The organism is Brevibacterium sp. 91QC2O2 (assembly GCF_024580695.1).
Taxonomy (GTDB): domain Bacteria; phylum Actinomycetota; class Actinomycetes; order Actinomycetales; family Brevibacteriaceae; genus Brevibacterium; species Brevibacterium moorei.
Window position 1 is genome coordinate 1 of the sequence record NZ_JANIJY010000028.1, and the last position, 17,681, is coordinate 17,681.

A 17,681-nucleotide genomic window follows, 5' to 3' on the forward strand; every position below is an offset into this window, starting at 1 on the left:
GATCAGGAGGTCCTGCAGATGCAGGACCTCCTGAATGATCGTCCGCGGCGGACGCTTGAGTTCCGTACGCCTCGTGAGAGACTGGATGAACTTATCAGTGGTGTTGCACTAGCACCCTGAAACCGCCCTTTCCGTCAGGTATTCGCCGGCGCTCCGATAGGATGGGAATCGATACCGGGGAAACCCCAGGAAAAAGAACACGAGGTAGCGAGGAAGTGCCCGGCACATCACATGCGGCCCTTGACGCCGAGTCCTCCGCCCTCGAAGCGGTCCGGACCGGGGATCCAACGGCCTTCGGTCCCCTGTGGGATGCCTACCATCCCCGTGTCTCCGCCTTCGTCCGCCGGCGCGCACCCCGCCTGGACGCCGAGGACGTGGCCTCCCATGTGCTCGAGGCGACGCTGTCGGCAACCTTGAGAGGGCTGGGCCCCACCCGGTCCGTCTGGTCCTATCTCATGCAGGCGGCCCGCGGCGAAATCGCCCGTCGCACCTCTGCGCTGAATCACCGCATCGATCCGGACGAGGGTTTCACCTTTGACTCGGAGCCCGATCCGCACGAACCCGTCCCATCGGAGACCACCGATTTACTGCGCAGCGTCGTCGAATCGTTCCCCGCACAGGACCGGATCGTCATCCTCGATGCCATGGCGGGCAAACGCAAGACCGGGGCGATCGCCCAGGACTTGGGACGTGACGCCCCGTGGGTCTCGCGCCGCATCCACAAGCTGCGGCCCCGGCTGCAGCAACGCTGGATCCAGCTGCACGTCAACGATGCCGGCAGTGCCCCGGAATGCCGGAAGACGCTCGCGCAAACCGGCAGGGTGCTGTCTGGACAGTCAACCGCAGGTTCTGCCCTGCGCTTCTGGACGCACGTCGACTCCTGTGAGTTCTGCAGGCCCCGCGTCGCCGAGGCCGACCAGTCCGCCCGCAGACTCGGCGTGCTGCTGCCTCTGTTACTCATCCCCGCGGCAGGGTCCGGGCTGTCGGGCACCGCGCTGTCCGGAGCCGCGCAGTCCGGGGCTACCGGCGGGGGCGGTACGGGAGGAGGTACGACCGGCAGCGGAACGGCCCAGGGGGCCTCTGCCGGCATTGGGGCCCCGGCCGGGGCGAGCACCGTGGCCGGCGGGGCCGGCATCTTCACCGCCCTCAACGTCACCCTGGGAGCCGGCGCCCTCCTGCTCATCGCCGCGATCGTCACGGTCGTCCTCATCGTGCTGCCCAGCTCGCCGGTTCACCGCCCAGCGGCCGAGGGCCCGAAGAAGACCCAAGTCCTGCCGACCACTCCGGCGACTCCAGCAGCACCCGCGGCGCCGCGCCGGCCGGGCGCCGACAGCCCGGATGCTCAGGCGGACACGGGCACCGTGCCACAGCCGACCTCGGCGCCGGATACCGGTACCGCAGATGCCGCCTCCGCACAGTCACCCGGTACCGAGGCCCCGCGCGCCGGAGACGCAGCAGACCCATCACTGCCCCCGGGCACCGCGGGGCGCGGACCTCAGATCGGTGGGGATGTGGGGTCCGGCAGGGTCCCCCGGACGGACCCGCCGAGCACGCCTCCGCCCGGGAGCTCGGACGAGGGCGGGCCCCTGCCCACCACCACCCCGTGCTCCTGGGCACCGCAGTTGCAGTGCCAGTTGGGCCAGAGCTGACCCGAACCATGCCTGACCCGGCCCGCCCGCGCGACTACTGGTGGGGGCGCTTCTCCCCCGCCCGCACCGCCACTGCCAGGGTGTTGCCCACCGCCGGTGCGGGGCAGGTGGCGTAGGGGGCGAAACTGGCCGGGAAGTTCAATGCCCGGTTGAAGTCGATTTCGCAGCGTCCGTCGACCACGGGGCCGGTGGACACGAAGCGCCAGGCAGCGGTGCCCTGGTCTCCCGCCGCGCCGTTCGTCTCATCGTGGAAATTCAACACCAGGCCGGTGGCCGGATCGCCGCCGGCCTGCAGCGTGTGCTCGCGGCCGGCCAGGGTGAAGGTGACGGCGCCGGTGAACACCGCTGCCACGTGCAGGCCGGCGGAGGCGGTGTCGATGACCTCGGTGCGCGGACCGGCATAGGGTTCGAAGACCGCGGGGACGACCCAGGCCGGATCGGCCGGGAAGCACGGGACGACGGTGTTCGCGGGGCCGGTGGAGTGCGAATCGCGCACGCGGATGCCGACCCAGGGCTCCGTTGCCGGTTCCCGCGCTTCCTCCGCCGCCGAGGCCGGGGTTCCGACGGCCGGGGACTGGGACTTCGCGGGCTCCAGCCGGGTGCCGGCCAGGGCATGGACGTTCTGGCGCACCAGAACCTCGTAGCGCACGCCCTCGACCTCGACGAACTGCGGCGCTTGGGCTGCCAGGTCCAGTTCGCGTTCCCCGGTGGGAGTGCCGACGCGCACCAGAAGCGCTTGGCCGGCAGGGGCCTCGGCTGCGGGAGAGCCGGCTGAGTCGGCGGCACCCTGATCCGGGGCCGCCGCGGCTTCCAGGGTGAAGGTCACGCGGCCGTCGGCGTAGGCCCGGGTGGCACCCGGCGTCAGCCAGTCCAGACCGGTGATGCTCAGCCAGCCGTAGGGGTCGGCGCGCAAGCCGTCCATGCGCTCGGCGTGCCAGGCCAGCCAGTCGGAGGAGAAGGATGTCGTCTCAGCGTGCGTCTCAGTCATGCCATCAGACTAGTCCTCCCGAAAATGACCCGAAACCGGAGACATGACCCGGTATCCGGGGGTGTATCTCCGGTTTCGGGTCATCCTGACCGGACGCGCCCGCGGCTCAGGCGACGACGATCCGCTGCCGACGCAGTTTGGCCGTTTCGAAGAAGTTCACCGCGCCGAACAGCAGCAGGGCCGCGATCGCGCACATGCACAGCCAGCCGCCGGCGTGGTAGCCCAGGGCGTCGATGACGGGTCCCACCACGGCGCTGGAGACCGCCTGGCCCACGATCAGCATGGTGGACATGGTCGCCATCACCGTCGTGGTCCGCCCGCGCGGCCCCATCAGTGCCGCGATCGAATACAGGTTGACCAGGCTGGGCCCGATTCCGAACCCCATGACGACCAGAGACACCAGCAGTCCGGGAATGGTGTTCCAGCCGACGAACATGAAGCCCCCGGCCAGGGTCACCAGTGCTGCGGCCAGCCATCGGTTGCGCAAGCTGAATGACGGCGGCAGGACCTGGGAGCCCAGGGCCAGAGCAGCCGAGCCCACCCCCAGCACGCCGTAGAACAGGCCCGCCTGGTCGGCTCGGCCCAAGGAGTCGAGGAAGTCCGTGAGGGTGGGCAGGATCGTGCCGAAGAACAGGCCGATCGAGAACATGCCGGCGATCGGCAGCAGGATCCGCAGCCGGAACATCGCAGAGGCCGGCTCGGCTGCGATGAAGCGGGCCGAGGCCGCAGCCGGGGTGGATGCTGCCCCCTCGGCGGCCCCGGCCGTGTCCGCGCCGGGCTCGGCGTCCGGGTCCGGCGCGTCGTCCGAGCCCGCGCCTCGGCCACGGGAAGCCGGGGTGCCGGCCGGTGCCGGGGCGCGATCGACCCGGGTGAAGCGCACCGAGGGGTGGACCGCGAACAGGATGACGCCCACGACGGTCAGGGCCGCGCCGAAGTCCAGGGGCACCACGACACCGGCGAGCATCGCCACCACACCCACCACGACTGGGCCGATGACGAACATGAACTCATCGGTCATCGACTCATAGCTGAGCACCTTGTTGGTGGCGCGGGGCCGGTCCACCTCCGGGATCTCGCGGCCGATCGCCTGCAGCCAGCGCGAGCGCACCATCGACGAGGCCTGCGGGGCGCTCAGGCCGATCAGCAGGCCGATGATGAGCACAACCGCCGGTGCAGCACCCGCGCGCAGTGCCCAGGCCAGGCAGAAGATCGCGGCGCCGTTGAGGATCGCGGTGACGATGAGCAGGGTGCGCTGGCCGAAGCGGTCGGCGACGGCGCCGAAGGCGGGTCCTGACACTGCGGTGCCCAGGCCCACCAGCGCAGCCGTGGCGCCGGCCTGGGAGTAACTGCCGGAGGTCGCCGAGACGCTCGTCATCACGGCGACGACCACCATCGCGTACGGGAGCTTGGCTGCGATGGCAAGCGGGAAATACGTCCACCCGACCAGGTGGGAAAGCGTTTTGAACATACGGGTCCAAGGATATCCGGTGCGCGGGGCGCGCCGGGCTCAGCTGCGGTCCAGGGCGGTGTTCAGCGCGGCCGAGGTCGCCACCGGCAGCTCGCACACCGTGCCCCGGCACACCTGGGCCCGGGGCTGCGGGCCGGATGCGGGGGCCGTCGCGGATGCGGACCACACCGCATCCGGCTCCACGACCGCGACCGGTGCAGGGTGGACTCGGGCCGTCGCCAGGAGTTCCGGGGTGTTCGCCTCCACCCGAACCGGATCCAGGGCCAGCGCGGCGACATAGGCCGAATACCCCACACCAGTCGGGGTTTCGCGCAGCAGCGGCACGATCGGCTCCAGGGCGGCATCGGGCAGCTGGGCCGGGACCTCGACCCCGGAATCCACCGGCGCGAGTTCGCGCAACAGCACGGCGACCTCGGCCAGTGCGGAGCGGCCGGAGGGAGTCACTTGGTCCACCGGATCGGCTCCGCGCACGCCCAGGATCGGCTCCGGCAGGGAGTCGTAGACGCTTACGGGCGCGGTGCCCGCGGAGTGTGCGGGGTGCACAGAACGTGCGGGATGAACCCCGGCCGCTGAGGGATGTTCGGCGTGGGCGGCCCGCGCCGCGCGGATGTCGGTCACCCCGGCGGGCTGGTCGAGCACGAGGTAGTCGGATTTCACCCGGTCCCACAGGTCCTTCACGCGTGCCCAGTCGGGGGCAGGCGCCCCAGCGCAAGTTCCAGCGGCGAGCTCGGCGTGGATCTGCGCGAGCAGATCAGCCAGCAGCGGGGTGCCGGGGCCAGGGGTCAGGGCTGCGACGCGGGATGCGGCCGAACCGCTTACGGCGGATTCGGCTGCTGCGGAGTCGCCCGCAGCGACCGCGTCCGCCGAGGCGGCGGGGTCCGCCGGCCCCGCGGGCGCGGCCTCGGCCGGGGAGTACGAGCGGGCAGGTTCCCGGGCGCGGAAGGTGCGCAGGGCCTCGGCGGCGGCACGGGCGAATTCGGGCCGGTCGAACAGCGCCGAGGCGTCGAACAGCGCCGCGATCGTCAGCCCGCCCAGTTCGGAGACGAACTTCTCGTCGCGCTCCGGGGGCACCCGCGAATCCTGGTAGCGGCGCAGCACGCCCAGCAGTCGTGCATCCGGCGACTGGCCGGCTTCCGACCCGAGCCCTTCCCCCGGATGGCCGGGGTCGTAATGGTGCGGGTCGCGGTAGAGCACGCCGCCGGGCAGGTCCTCTGTGTGCTCGCCGTAGAACAGGCGCAGGCTCGGGGCTGCGGAGTCCGCGGCCGCCCGGGTGGTGCCGTGCTCGTCTGCGGAGGAGGCACCGGTGGGGTCGGCGTCGATGCCGGCCACATGCAGTGCCTGAGACAGTTCCTGCTCGGTGAACGTGTAGTAGGCGCCCTCGCGTTTGACCGCGCCCAGGCCCGAATGCGGGTCGAACTCCAGTGAGTCCGCGTCCAGAGCCGTCGCGAAGCCCGCAAATCCCGGCCTCTCGACGTACATATCCTGCAACAGGAAGGCGGCGGTGTCCTGGGCCTCGAGCGCGGCCAGACGGGTCCATACGGAATCGGGGTCCAGCCGGTGCTCCAGGCGGTACCAGTCGCACGCGATCTGCAGGTACATGGCGTTGTCGCCGAGCATCTTCTCGAAGTGGGGCACCCGCCAGGCCGCATCGACCGTATATCGGAACAGTCCGCCGCGCAGATGGTCGCGGATGCCGCCCGTGGCCAAGTTCAGCAGGGTCCGGCGGGCCAACGTCAGCGCCGAGGCGTTCGGCTGCGGGGTGGGATCGGGTTGAGTGTCCGCACCTTTCCGGTGGTACCACTCTTGGCTGTTACGGTCGGTCCAGGCGAAGCGGATGAGGAAGCGCAGCGCGGGAAACGGCGGGAACTTGGGCGAACCACCGAAACCACCATGCTTGAAGTCCGCCTGGGTCTCCAGCGCCTCCAAATAGGCGTGCAGCTCGTCTAAGTCGATGGTCGGTCGGCCATCGGCAGCAGGTTCAGATGCCGTGGGGCCGGGTGCGTCCTCGGCGCCGGGGAAGGCATGGGCGAGCTGGCCCAGATCGGCCAGACCCGCCAGGGTCCGGCGCAGTCGTTCGGTGATCTGCGCGACCTGCGGACGTTCATCGCGCCAGGTCTGTCCGACCGCGCGCAGCACATCGGGCAGCGCCGGCAGGCCGGGACGGGCCTCGGCGGGGAAATAGGTACCGGCGAAGAACGGGGTGCCGGCGTGGTCGGTGAAGGCGGTCAGCGGCCAGCCGCCCTGGCCGCGAAAGGCCTGCAGGGCGTTCATGTAATAGGAGTCGACGGCGGGCAGTTCCTCACGGTCGACCTTGATCGGCACGACCGCCTCGTTGATCCGGGCTGCGATATCCGGATCGGAGAAGGACTCGTGGGCCATGACGTGACACCAGTGGCAGGTGGAGTAGCCGATCGAGACCATAACGGGCACATCGCGACGGGCCGCCTCGGCGAAGGCCTCGGGTCCCCAGGGCCACCAGTCCACGGGATTGTCCGCATGCTGGCGCAGGTACGGGCTGGTAGCGTTCGCAAGCCGATTCGTCATACCTCCACGGTACTAGCGCCACTCCAGCGCCACTCCACCACCGAGTCAGCGCGTCCGTCGCAATCCTTGGACTGTTTGTTTCAGATTCCACTGTTCGAACGGTGGAATCTGAAACAGCTGACCCGAGCATCGGCGGAGCCGTCTTCGTCACCGGGGATGAGCATCCGGTCCCGACGGCGCCCATCGCCGCCCTGGTGACGCCAATCGATGCCCCGTGGCTGCGCGCGACCGACCTGATCCGCTATGTGCGCTCGATCAAACCACAGCAGGTAATCGGGATCCACGACGGGCTGTTGAACGAAGACGGCCTCGACGTCGCCCGCCAGTGCGCAGAGGCTCTTGTGCGAGAAGGCGTCGAACGCGCCATCGTGCTTGCCGATGGCGCGTTCGACGCCGTGCGGGCGCCGGCCTCCTTGGGTTCACCCGAGCACCGGTAAGAGTACGACCCGGCGATGTACTGCGAGTCGGATGCCTTCGCCGCTTCGAGGTCCGTCAGTCCTCGCGCAGCTCGTCCTTGGCCTCGTTGCGCTGTTTCACCGAGTCGCGTTCGGCCTCGGCCTTCTTGACCTTCGCCTCGGCGCCGATCTCGTCCGCCTTGTCCTTCAGCTTGTCGACGCCGTCCTCGACTGCGCGCCCGACCTTCTTCGCCGCCGCATCCGCGGTCCCCTTGGCGTCATCGAGAATTCCCATGGTGGCCCTCCTCCGTCGTGCTGATTCGGCACGGGCGGGTCGCCCGCGCCTCGGTCCTCCCCACAATACCTGGCCGGCGCCGGCGTGCAGAGGCCAAGACGCGTCTTTCGGAATTCCTCCGCCTCGTCGAGTCCGGCGAGGAAGTCGTTATCTCACGGACCGGTGTCGCGATAGTCGATTGAACGGTGGGGAGCAGCGATGAGTCGAACAGCGGTGGAGACCGGTGGCAGCAGCGGGATCGGGCTGAGCCTGGCACCGATGACGTCGGCCTCCCTGATCGCGCAGCCACCATCGCATCGAGGTCGTTGCTTCCGTACTTGTGCGTAGCGGTGGTGAGACGATCATGCGCATTGACACTCGCTGACGGCTGCGCGGATCACCGCCGAGATGCCCATATCAAACGACCCGCGAAATGGTCACCGCTCTACCGCACCTCGCGCTCCCCACTCCTCTCGAACCCGATGAACACCAGCGCCGCGCCGGCGATCCACCAGAATCCGGCGGCCAGGCCGGTCCACTCCAACAGCGGCCCGCCCGCCACATGAACGGTCAGAAGACCGCCGATCGCCACACCTGTGCTGGTGCCCGATTGGCGCAGCGCATTGTTCAGCCCGCCTGCCAAGCCGGGACGAGTCGGCCAGGCGGCCATCGTCTCGCCGACGATCGCCGCGGTCATCAGTCCCAGCCCGATTCCGATCCCCAGCAGACCCGGAATCAACCCCGGCACGCCGTCCAGACGGCCCAGGGTGAGGAGCCCGAGTCCGCCGAACAGCAGACCGGTGGTTGCGATGGCGCGGCGGCCATAGCGGATGACGAGCCTGCCGGTCAGGGGACTGAGGACCACGAAGGGCAGCGTGGCCAGCAGCAGGATCGCCCCGGCCGGACCGGATGCCAGGTGCAGCTCGTCCTGGAGGTGGACGGTGACGACCTGCAGAGTGCCATTCGCGCAACTGGCCATCACCGCTGCGGCGATCACGGATGCGATGACGGCGCGCACGTTCCCCGGCCTCCCCCACTCCGGGGCACGCTTCCCGCCGGGCATCTGGCCCGGATCGCCGGGGTGGCGGCCTCGACCGCCGGCTCGCACCTGGCCCGACTGGAGGCCGCCGGCCGCACCCGCATCGCCGATCCGTAGGTCATCGCCGCCATCGAGGCTCTGCTCCCACTGGCCGCGACCGAGGCCCCGACCGGTCTGGCTGCGGTGGACAGGTGGCAGCGGCTGCGGGTCGCGCGGTCCTGCTACGACCACCTGGCCGGAGGCCTGGGAGTCGACCTGCTGGACCTCGGCTGGATCGCCCGGAGGGCCGGCCGACGCGATCTGCGGGTGGCCGAACCCGGGCTGATCGCAGGATGGCTCGCCGGGCGATCCAGCAGATTCCGGTAGGGTGCGTGCCATGCCGCAGACCAAAGAACAAGCCCAGGACCTCAGTATCCGCGCTCGCCAAGCCTTCGACATCGCCTCGCTCAAGCTGCCCCGCAACGATTTCATCAGGGCCGCGCTCAACCCGGTACGCAGCAAACTCGGGCTCGGACCCGGCGCGGCCCCCTATTATCTGCACAATGCCGCCGCGTTCCTCGGCTGCTATGGACATGAGCGCCGTCTGCTGGCCGGCGCGGTGGTGCTCGGCGAGCTCGATCCCGCGCAGTGGCGGATCGGGTACGAGCCGATCCGCCAGCTCATCCACACCGCCGCCTACTTCGCGCACCGCGCCGACGATGCGCAGGGGCTGCGCCTGCTGGAGCCGCTGCTGTTCCGTGAACGCGATGCGAACGGCGATCCCAAGGGCCGGCCCAGCGAGGAGTTCCTCGCCGGCGCGCGGGTCCGTTGGCCGATGACCGAACGCCAGATCGAGGTCGCGGGCAACGCGATCGGCGTCGAGCTGGCCGGTCGCATCGTCACCCTGGCCACGATGTGGGCCTGGGGCGGTTCCGCCGACTGGCCGGTCGAACGCATCGACGCCACCGCGACCGAGCTCATCGACTGGTGGCACGGACTGCCGGGTTGGGAACCCGGCTGGTGACACCCGGAGGCGTTCTCGGCGCTGACCCCGGTGGGCACCCGGGCCGAGCAGGCCTCAGGAGTTGTGGTCGCCGTCCTCGTCTGCCGAGGGCTGCTCTCCCGTCGCGGGTCCCGCACCGGATCCGGTGCCCTCCTGCGAACCCTGGCCACCGCGGGTGACCTGCCGCAGGATATCCAGCGAGCCCGTGCGCAGGCGCCCCGACCTGGGCGCCTCCTCGGCCTCGACAACGTCCTCGGCCGTCACCTCCAAGGTCATGACCAGGCCACGCGGGCTCAGTTCCGCCCGCATCGCCCGGGTGCCGCGCGCACCAGCGACCTTCCAGGTCACCGTATTGCGGACCCACTCGGGCCGCACCGCCGCACCGGCCCCGGCCTCCCCTGCACCGGCATCCGCGGCGCCTTGACCGGCATCTCGGGCCGAGGCCTCGGCACCGGTCGCCTCGACCACCTTGCGGATCGCGTTCTTGCGTTCCACCCGGGGCTCGTCGACGTCCATATTGTTCTCGAACAGACCATTGGTCAGCGCCGGGTCGAAGTCCGCCAGCCAGGCCTCGATCCGCTCGGGCACGCTCGCGGCGTCGCCGGGCAGATGGACGGTCCCGGTGATGGTCGCACGTGCAGCCGGGCGCTGCGCGCTCACCCCGGCGGCCCGCAGGAACTTCTTGAACACGTCCTTGGCGATCGCGGTCGCCGGAGCGTAGGTGCGGTTGCCCAGGATCACCAGGGCGGTGCCGGTGGCCGGATGCCAGCGCATATGCGAGCCGTAGCCCGGATAGCCCCCGGAGTGGTAGACCAGCGTGCCGACCTCGGTGTCGAACAGGTGGTGCAGGCCGAACCCATAGGAGTCCACCCCGTTGTCCGGGGCGCTGGCCTGCGCATAGGCCAGGCGGTGGGGCTGCTGCATATCGCGGCGGATCCGGTCCCAGCAGCCCACTCGGCGTTCACCTGCGGGCCCCTGCGCTGCTACGAACAGCTGCATCCACCGGCCCAGGTCCTCGACCGAGGAGAACAGCCCGCCAATCGCGGAGAACGCGCCGGGCCGGCTGGTCGACAACTCCTCGAAAGTTCCGTCGCGGCGCCGCCGGTAGCCGGGCACCAGCTTCTCCCGCAGGCCCCGCTCGGCCAACTCGTCGACGCTGAACCCGGAGGATTCCAGACCGGCGGGGCCCGCGACCTCGGCCATCACCACATCGGTGAACGGCCGGCCGGTCAGCTCCTCGACGATCCGGCCCAGCAGGGCGTAGCCCAGGTTCGAATACGCGTAGTCGGTCCCCGGGGAGAAGATCCGGGCGGTGTCGGCGGTGATGACTTCGTCGAAGTGACCGCGGGACAGGGATTCCTGCCGGTCGGCCCATGGATCGTCGGTGGGGATGCCGCCGGACATGGTCAACAGATCGCGCACCGTGGCCTCGAGGAGAACGGACCCCTCGGGGGCATCGGCGGCCAGAGCGGGAATGTAGTCGGCGGCCGGGGCGTCCAGGTCCAGGGTCGGAGCGTCGGGCACCGTGGGGATGCGGCCGTACTTGATGCCCAGCAGGGTGGCGGCCGTGAACGATTTGGTCATCGAGGCGATGCGGTAGATCCCGTCGGTGTTTTCCCCGGCGACCAGCTTCCCGTCCGCGAACAGGCCCCAGGCCAGGTCGGGGATTCCCGTCTTCAGATCCTCGTAGTGTTTGGCGTGCTCTTCCAGACCCGCGCGCAGGGCCGTCAGCCCGGCTGCCAGGTCGATTCCCCCGGCCGAGGCCCCACCGGCTGTGTTCTCGCCGGCGCCGGTTCCGCGTACGTCGTCTCCGTTGAAGTCGTTGTCGATCACGCGGACAAATCTACCGCCAGGGGCCCACACATGATAAATGTGACTACCATGACACTGATGAACTCGACTCCCGCGCAGACCCAGCAGCAGCCCGCATCCTCCCGGCTCACCGACCTCAATCGCAATGTCGCAGCCGTCAGCGAGTCGATGATCAGGGCGATCTTCAAGGCCACCCGCGGCAGACCCGTCATCAGCTTCGCCGGCGGCCACCCGGCCGGTGAGCTCTTCGATACCGATGGCATGGCCGCCGCCTTCGCCCATGTCATGGCCACCGACGGGGAACATGCGATGCAGTACGGCCCCAGCGAGGGCGAACCCGCCATGCTCGAGGCCGCGATCGGCCGGACGCGGGACTTCGGCCTGTCCACTCGGCGCGAGCAGCTCATCATCACCTCGGGTTCGCAACAGGGCCTGGGGCTGCTGGGCCAGACCCTGTTCAATCCCGGCGACACCGTGCTGGTGGAGAACCCCACCTATATGTCAGCGCTCCAGGCCTTCGGGCTGCAGGGCGTGAACTACCAGCCCGTGGTCACCGATGAGTACGGTGCGGTGCCCGCCGCCCTGCAGCAGGCGATCACCGATCACCGACCCAAGGCGATCTACCTGATCCCGACTTTCCAGAACCCCACCGGGATCACGATGCCGGCCGAGCGCCGCAAGGAGATCGCGGACGTGGTGGCGGCCAATGACGTGTTCCTGATCGAGGACGATCCGTATTCGGAACTACGCTACACCGACCAGGTGCTGCCCCCGATCGTGTCCGACGCCCGGCTCGACGACCGCGCATTCCTGGTCAACACCCTGTCGAAGGTGCTCTCACCGGGGCTGCGCGTGGGCTGGGTCCGTGGGCCCGAGGAGGTCATCGAGCGGATGGTCGTGGCCAAGCAGGGCTCGTGCATGCAGTCGTCGACGATCGACCAGCTGGCCGCCGCCCGCTATCTGGAGGTGACCGATCTGGAGGAGAAACTGGCCCCGGTGCGCGCCGAGTACTCCCGGCGCATGAATGCGATGGTCGACGGGCTGGCAGCCGTGCTGCCCGCCGGGACCGAGGTCAACCGTCCCGCCGGCGGCATGTTCGCCTGGGCGCGCCTGCCGGAGGGCTACGACGCCTATGCGCACATCCCCGCTGCGATCGAGGAGGGCGTCATCTTCGTGCCCGGTGAGGCCTTCTACGCCCTGGAACCCGACCGCCGCACCTTCCGCGTGTCCGCGGTGTCGAACCCCGTCGAGGAGATCGAGCGCGGAGTGCAGATGCTGGGCCGGGCGTTCAAGAAGTAAGGCGCGCCGAGTTCCGGATCGCCTCGACCACGCGGCGCACGGCCAGTCGTTGGGCCCGGTCCGGGCGCATCACCACCGAGGTCCGCCGCCGCGCCCGCAGGCCGTGCAGCGGCCGCAGTTCCAGGCCGTCGCCCGGACGGGTGGTGAAGCGGGGCAGGATGGCCAGGCAGTCCCCGGAGCGGACCACGGCCTCGACCAGGCGGTTGTCGCGCAGCCGCTGCACCACCCGCGGGGCACGGCCCGCGACCTCGGCGATCGCCTGCAGCAGGCGGTCGAAGGGGTATCCCGTCGGCACGCCGATCCAGTCCTCGCGCACCACCTGCGCCGGTGTCACATGGGCGTGGCCGGCCAGCCGGTGCCCGGTCCGCAGGGCCACGTCCAGGGGCTCGTCGACGATCGGCACCACTTCCAGGCCCTCGCTGCCGACCGGCCGGTCGCCGGAGTAACTGTGCGCCAGCACCAGGTCGAAGTCGCGGGTCAGCCGCGCGAAGCCGGCCTCGGCGGTGTCGTCGTCCACGCACTCCAGTTCGATGTCCGTGTCCGCCAGCTCGCGCAGCACCCCTGGCAGGATGTATTCGGCCGCCGAGGGGAAGGCCGCCAGCCGCACCCGGCCCCGAGGCTGCCCGCGGTAGTCGTCCCAGTCCGCCTGGACGTGGGCCAGCGTCCGGGCCAGTTCAGCTCCCCCAGCGGCCAACAGCCGCCCGGCCTCGGTGAGTTCGAGGCCGCGGCCGGCGGGCTGGGTGAGCTTCATTCCGAGAGCGTGTTCGGCGGCCTTGAGCGCCTGGGAGACCGCCGAGGGACTGCGCAGGCTCGCCTCGGCAACCCCGGTGACGCTGCCGTAGAGCGCGAAGGCGTGGAGGAGTTCCAGATGCCCGGGTTCGAGGCGGCTGGGTTCGGGCCGTCCCGGTTCGGGCGCGCTGGGAGTCGGGGGTTCGTGAGCCGGCATGGCCCGAGCCTAGTTCTTTGAAGCCGGGCTTCACAATAGATGTCGGAATCTGCGATTGTGCTTCATTACGCTGCAGGTCAGGATGAAGCCATGCCCTTAAGACACACCCTCCTGGCCGTTACGGTCGCCCTGATCTGGGGAATCAACTTCCTGGCCATCGACGCCTCCCTGCAACAGTTCCCGCCATTCCTCTCCGTGGCCCTGCGCGAGCGCCTGAGCGGCATACAGGTGGCGGGCATCCTGGTGGCCGTCGCGGGACTGGCACTCGTCGGTTGGTCGCGCGGGGCCCATGCCGCGCTGCTGCCGTTCCTGCTGACCCTGGCCGGGGCCTTCGGCTGGGCGATCGGCAATGTCTGCAACCGACAGGCGCAGACCCACGAGCCGATGCGCTTCACCCTGTGGATGTCGACCGTCGTCCCCGTGCCCATGCTCGTCGTGTCCCTGGCCGCCGACGGACCCCACGCCATCGCCGCATCGTTGACCACCCTGGGCACGCGCACGGGACTCACGGCGCTCGCCGGGATCGCGTTCACCGCCGTGGTCGCCACGATCATCGGCTCGGGCCTGTGGAGCTGGCTGATGGCCCGTCACCCGGCCAGTGCCGTGGCGCCGTTCTCCCTGCTGGTGCCCGTCGTGGGCATCAGCAGCGCCTGGCTGGTGCTGGGCGAGCGCCCGCGCCCGGTCGAGCTGCTGGGCGCGGCCGTCATCATCGCCGGCGTGGCGCTGGGCTCGGTCGGCCCCGCACTGTGGCGGCGGATCCGCCGGGCCACCGGGGCCGAGGCCGCAACCCCGGGCAGGCGAACCGTCATTCCCATTCGGCGTGCGCGGGATCGACGCCGTGAGACCGCGCGTTCGCGTCGATGATGGCGCGCAGCCAGACGGCCAGCCCGGTTTCCCTGTCGTCGTAGTGCTTGGTGAATCGCGGGTCCTCGGTGTAGCCGCGGGCGATCAGCACCTGCTTGGAACGGCTGACGGGGAACCACCGGCCGATGTCGGCCCGGTGCTTCTCCGCCAGCTCGTTCGCCTGTGCGCTGCCGGGCTCGACGCCCGCCCGCAGGGCCTGCGCCAGCTCCTGTTCCAGGGCCCCGGTCCCGGCCGCTGCCTCCTTCCAGTCCTCCGGAGTCATCCGGGCCTTGATCTTCTCCGAGGCCTTCCAGTCCTCGGTCCCGCCCCAACGCTCCTGCGCCTCCTGCGCGTATTCGTCCGACCACCCGGTGCCGAAGGCCGCAGCCTGCTGTTCCGGGGTCATATGCGTATCCATCGTGTCCGCCTCCAATAAGCGATCGACTGCGGAGACCATCTCCTGCAGGCGGGCGATCCGATCGGTCAGCATCCGCCGTTGCCGGTCAAGATGCTCTGCTTCGTCGACTCCGGGAGCGTCCACCACCTCGGCGATCTGCGCCAGGGGCATGCCGACCTCCCGGTAGAGCAGGACCCGCTGCAGCCGGGCGATGTCCGCTCGCGAGTACAGCCGGTACCCGGCCGGGCTGCGCCCAGCGGGGCACACCAGGCCGATGTCGTCCCAGTGGTGCAGGGTCCGCACCGATACGCCCACCGCCTTGGCGGTCGTACCCACGGTCAGGCCCGCGCCAGGCGCGTAGGGTCCTGCACCGCTGCCGGTCGATAATCCGTTCTTCGTCTCGTCCACGTGAACCATCCTGAGTCCTGACGCCGCGTGAGGGTCAAGTGTCGTCGTGCCGAAGGTCCTTCCCCAAGGTGTGCGCCTCATCGACCCCTGGCAGGAATAGGGAACGGCGCCCCCTACCGCTCCACGTCGTCGATCAGCGGCGCGTTCGTCAGCACCCCGGGTAGACCGCGTTGTCGCGACAGCGCGAGCGCCAGGACCACGGCGACCACGACGAACGCCAGATCGGCGAAACCGCTCATCGCATACAGCAGCTGATAGCCGCCCACTCCGCCCAGGAAGCGCAGCAGCCGCAGACCGAAGAGGCGCCACCCGCGCGCGGATCCGAAATCGTAGCGCACGCGAACCGCCAGGTCCCCCACCGTCCGCCCTGTTAGCAGGGTCAGCGCAGCACTGAGCACCAGGGGAATCCAGAAGGACACGTCCTGGATCGCGGAAACGTCGCCGCCCGGCTCGTGACCCAAAACGAACTGGTTCACGGCCCCCACCACGATGGCCGTGCAGAAACTGCAGAAGTACAGCGTCAGCCCGTCGCACAGCATGGCCAGCAGGCGCCGACCGGCGGTCACCGGAGTGCCGGGCCCGCCGGCGCCTCGGCCCCGGGTACCGTACGGATTCTCGATCCCGCGCGAGCCCCCGCGCCCGGCCATCCAACCGGGCGCGAACACCGCGAAGACCAGGGCCGAGGCCACCGCGCCGAACAGCGCCCCGCCGGTATTCGCCAGCAGGTCGTCGACGTCGAAGAAGCGATACGCGCACGGGTAGACACCCCACACCCCTGTGTACTGCGTCGACTCGATCGCCAGCGACAGGACGAATCCCGCGCAGGTCGTGAAGACGATGCCACGGCGCCACAGGCCGCGCAGCAGGAAGCCCAGCGGTGTGAACAGCACGATGTTGAGGCCGAACTGCAGGAATGCCGGATTGTGCGCCAACTGCCGCAGGCTCGAATGGGGATAGCCGCGGATATCGCGGAGGAACTGCAACAGGTTGGTCTGCGCGCCCACGCAGCGGATCTGGTCCGGATCGGGCAGCGGTAACAGCGTGTACGTCCACAGGGCCATGAAGTACACGAGGAACGCCATCCATGCCAGGGTCCGCCGCCAGGTCAGCCGACCGGCCCGGCGGTAGTTCACGAAGACGAAGGGGACGAACAGGACGACGGCGACGGCACCACCGATCAGGAAGGCCGCGGCGGCCGCAAACAGCTGGGTACTCACCGGCCCACCATATCGGGCATTCCACGGGCGGACCACGCGCGGGATATCGCAACCGAATCGCAATCTCGGGCGGGATCACCCGGCTTCGGGCGTGCCTATGCTGGAGGTTCCACTACCCGATCAGGAGCACCCGTGCCGCGCACCGACCCCCACGATCCGCGCCAGGACGACTCGGACCTCGGCCCCGACGATTCCGAGACCAGCCTGTCCGATCTGTTCGGCGATGAACCGGTGCCAACCCGCGCGCAGGCCGCGGGAACCCGCCGCCGCACCCGCAAGCGGCGGCGGATCGGCTGGATCGTCCTGGCCGTGGTCGCGGTCCTCATCCTGGTGCCCATCGGCGGGGCCTGGTGGTACGTCGGCAGGGTGGCAGGCAGCTACGACGACCAGGCGCGCAAACTGTCCGACAAGCAGGTTTTCGACGACGGCATCCTCGGCGCGGCCGAGCGCGCGAAACTGGCGGACAAGGGGACGAACATCCTGCTGCTGGGCTCGGATGCGCGGACCGCGGGCGTGGATTACAGCGCGAAGACCGGGGTGCGCGCGGACACGATCATGGTCGCGCACCTGTCGGACACCGGCAAGGGCGTGCAGATCATCGGCATCCCCCGCGACCTGTGGGTCCAGGTCCCGGCCGCCGGCGCGCAGCCGAAGGGAACACAGAAGGACGGCGCGCAGAGCGATAGCGCGCAGAAGGCGGCGAGCGCGCACCCGAAGGCCGGCCCGGCGAAGATCAACGCGGCCCTGTCCTGGGGCGGCCTGCCGTTGACCGTCGCGACGGTGGAACAACTCACCCAGGCGCGCATCCACCACGTCGCGATCATCGACTTCGACGGTTTCAAGGGGCTCACCGACGCCCTCGGCGGGGTCGAGGTGAACTCCTCGGTCGCCTTCACCTCGGGTGGGCAGAAGTTCGTCAAGGGCGCCAACCGGCTCGACGGCGCCGGTGCGCTCCGGTTCGTCCGCGAGCGCAAGGGCTTCGCCGACGGCGACCTGCAGCGCGGCCGGAACCAACAGGCCTATCTGCGGGCTGTCTTCCAGCAGGTCGTCTCCGCGCAGACCCTGCGCTCCCCCACCCGGATCGCCGAGGTCGTCGACACCTTCTCGCCCTACCTCACCGTGGACTCGGGTTTGGACTCCGGGACGATCGGCAGGCTGGCCCTGAACCTGGGGCTGCATGGGACCCCGCGCATGGGATTCGCGACGGCGCCCATCTCCGGCGCGGGCAGGGAGGGCGCGCAGGCCGTGCTGTATCCGGACGCGGCGAGGATGGACGCGCTGCGGTATTCCTTCGCGCACGATTCCCTCGACCTCTATGTCAGCCGCGCCCGCACCGACCACCTGTAGCCGGCCGGCGGGTGCCCGCGCCTCACCGGTGGCTCTCGCCAGTCAGCGCCCCAAGGCAAGTGCCCGCGCCTCA

15 protein-coding genes are annotated in these 17,681 nt (G+C 69.9%); 6 read left to right on the plus strand and 9 right to left on the minus strand.

Features of this window, described 5'->3' with window-relative positions:
* The first annotated feature begins 215 nt into the window (after positions 1 to 215).
* Positions 216 to 1,649 carry an RNA polymerase sigma factor gene (locus NQ036_RS13910; RefSeq protein ID WP_257059687.1) on the plus strand — a complete coding sequence of 478 codons (1,434 nt, stop codon included), beginning with the start codon at positions 216 to 218 and terminating at the stop codon, positions 1,647 to 1,649.
* A gap of 34 nt (positions 1,650 to 1,683) precedes the next feature.
* Here the strand turns inward: NQ036_RS13910 and NQ036_RS13915 are convergent, their stop codons facing one another.
* The 3 genes from NQ036_RS13915 to NQ036_RS13925 all read right to left on the minus strand — a co-directional run bounded on the left by NQ036_RS13915 (position 1,684) and on the right by NQ036_RS13925 (position 6,649).
* Positions 1,684 to 2,637 (minus strand): DUF1684 domain-containing protein, encoded by a 954-nt coding sequence (locus tag NQ036_RS13915; protein WP_257059690.1) that lies wholly within the window; start codon positions 2,635 to 2,637, stop codon positions 1,684 to 1,686.
* 106 nt (positions 2,638 to 2,743) lie between these two features.
* Complete coding sequence (locus NQ036_RS13920; RefSeq protein WP_257059692.1) at positions 2,744 to 4,105, minus strand: MFS transporter; 1,362 nt, start codon at positions 4,103 to 4,105, stop codon at positions 2,744 to 2,746.
* A 39-nt stretch (positions 4,106 to 4,144) separates the two neighbouring features.
* Positions 4,145 to 6,649 (minus strand): thioredoxin domain-containing protein, encoded by a 2,505-nt coding sequence (locus NQ036_RS13925; protein WP_257059694.1) that lies wholly within the window; start codon positions 6,647 to 6,649, stop codon positions 4,145 to 4,147.
* A gap of 101 nt (positions 6,650 to 6,750) precedes the next feature.
* Between NQ036_RS13925 and NQ036_RS13930 the strand changes: the two genes are divergently transcribed.
* A complete protein-coding gene (locus tag NQ036_RS13930; RefSeq protein WP_257059695.1) occupies positions 6,751 to 7,086 on the plus strand; it encodes a hypothetical protein in 336 nt (111 codons plus the stop codon).
* A gap of 55 nt (positions 7,087 to 7,141) precedes the next feature.
* Here the strand turns inward: NQ036_RS13930 and NQ036_RS13935 are convergent, their stop codons facing one another.
* Positions 7,142 to 7,339: a hypothetical protein gene (locus tag NQ036_RS13935; protein ID WP_257049430.1), complete on the minus strand. Its 198-nt coding sequence runs from the start codon at positions 7,337 to 7,339 to the stop codon at positions 7,142 to 7,144.
* A gap of 424 nt (positions 7,340 to 7,763) precedes the next feature.
* Entirely contained in the window at positions 7,764 to 8,735 is a 972-nt protein-coding gene (locus NQ036_RS13940) for an MFS transporter (RefSeq protein WP_257059697.1), read from the minus strand.
* Between NQ036_RS13940 and NQ036_RS13945 the strand changes: the two genes are divergently transcribed.
* Complete coding sequence (locus NQ036_RS13945; protein WP_257059699.1) at positions 8,734 to 9,360, plus strand: hypothetical protein; 627 nt, start codon at positions 8,734 to 8,736, stop codon at positions 9,358 to 9,360. The two genes, NQ036_RS13940 and NQ036_RS13945, sit on opposite strands and share 2 nt — an antisense overlap.
* Before the next feature lie 54 nt (positions 9,361 to 9,414).
* Here NQ036_RS13945 and NQ036_RS13950 read toward each other — a convergent pair whose 3' ends face one another.
* Complete coding sequence (locus NQ036_RS13950) at positions 9,415 to 11,172, minus strand: serine hydrolase domain-containing protein (RefSeq protein ID WP_257059700.1); 1,758 nt, start codon at positions 11,170 to 11,172, stop codon at positions 9,415 to 9,417.
* Positions 11,173 to 11,229: 57 nt separating this feature from the next.
* On the opposite strand from NQ036_RS13950, the gene NQ036_RS13955 reads away from it, so the two are divergent.
* Positions 11,230 to 12,450, plus strand: a complete 1,221-nt coding sequence (locus NQ036_RS13955; protein ID WP_257049427.1) for a PLP-dependent aminotransferase family protein — start codon at positions 11,230 to 11,232, stop codon at positions 12,448 to 12,450.
* Here NQ036_RS13955 and NQ036_RS13960 read toward each other — a convergent pair.
* Positions 12,440 to 13,396, minus strand: a complete 957-nt coding sequence (locus NQ036_RS13960) for a LysR family transcriptional regulator (protein WP_257049426.1) — start codon at positions 13,394 to 13,396, stop codon at positions 12,440 to 12,442. The two genes, NQ036_RS13955 and NQ036_RS13960, sit on opposite strands and share 11 nt — an antisense overlap.
* A 90-nt stretch (positions 13,397 to 13,486) precedes the next feature.
* Between NQ036_RS13960 and NQ036_RS13965 the strand changes: the two genes are divergently transcribed.
* Complete coding sequence (locus NQ036_RS13965) at positions 13,487 to 14,260, plus strand: EamA family transporter (protein ID WP_257059701.1); 774 nt, start codon at positions 13,487 to 13,489, stop codon at positions 14,258 to 14,260.
* Here the strand turns inward: NQ036_RS13965 and NQ036_RS13970 are convergent.
* Together NQ036_RS13970 and NQ036_RS13975 are read right to left on the minus strand one after the other, a co-directional pair.
* Positions 14,202 to 15,044 carry a MerR family transcriptional regulator gene (locus NQ036_RS13970; RefSeq protein ID WP_257059702.1) on the minus strand — a complete coding sequence of 281 codons (843 nt, stop codon included), beginning with the start codon at positions 15,042 to 15,044 and terminating at the stop codon, positions 14,202 to 14,204. The two genes, NQ036_RS13965 and NQ036_RS13970, sit on opposite strands and share 59 nt — an antisense overlap.
* Positions 15,045 to 15,157: 113 nt before the next feature.
* The gene (locus NQ036_RS13975; RefSeq protein ID WP_257059703.1) at positions 15,158 to 16,261 is read right to left on the minus strand and encodes a VanZ family protein; all 1,104 of its coding nucleotides are present in this window, start codon (positions 16,259 to 16,261) and stop codon (positions 15,158 to 15,160) included.
* Positions 16,262 to 16,393: 132 nt separating this feature from the next.
* Here NQ036_RS13975 and NQ036_RS13980 point away from each other — a divergent pair, with 132 nt between their 5' ends.
* Complete coding sequence (locus tag NQ036_RS13980; RefSeq protein WP_257059704.1) at positions 16,394 to 17,608, plus strand: LCP family protein; 1,215 nt, start codon at positions 16,394 to 16,396, stop codon at positions 17,606 to 17,608.
* The last annotated feature ends 73 nt before the right edge of the window (positions 17,609 to 17,681 follow it).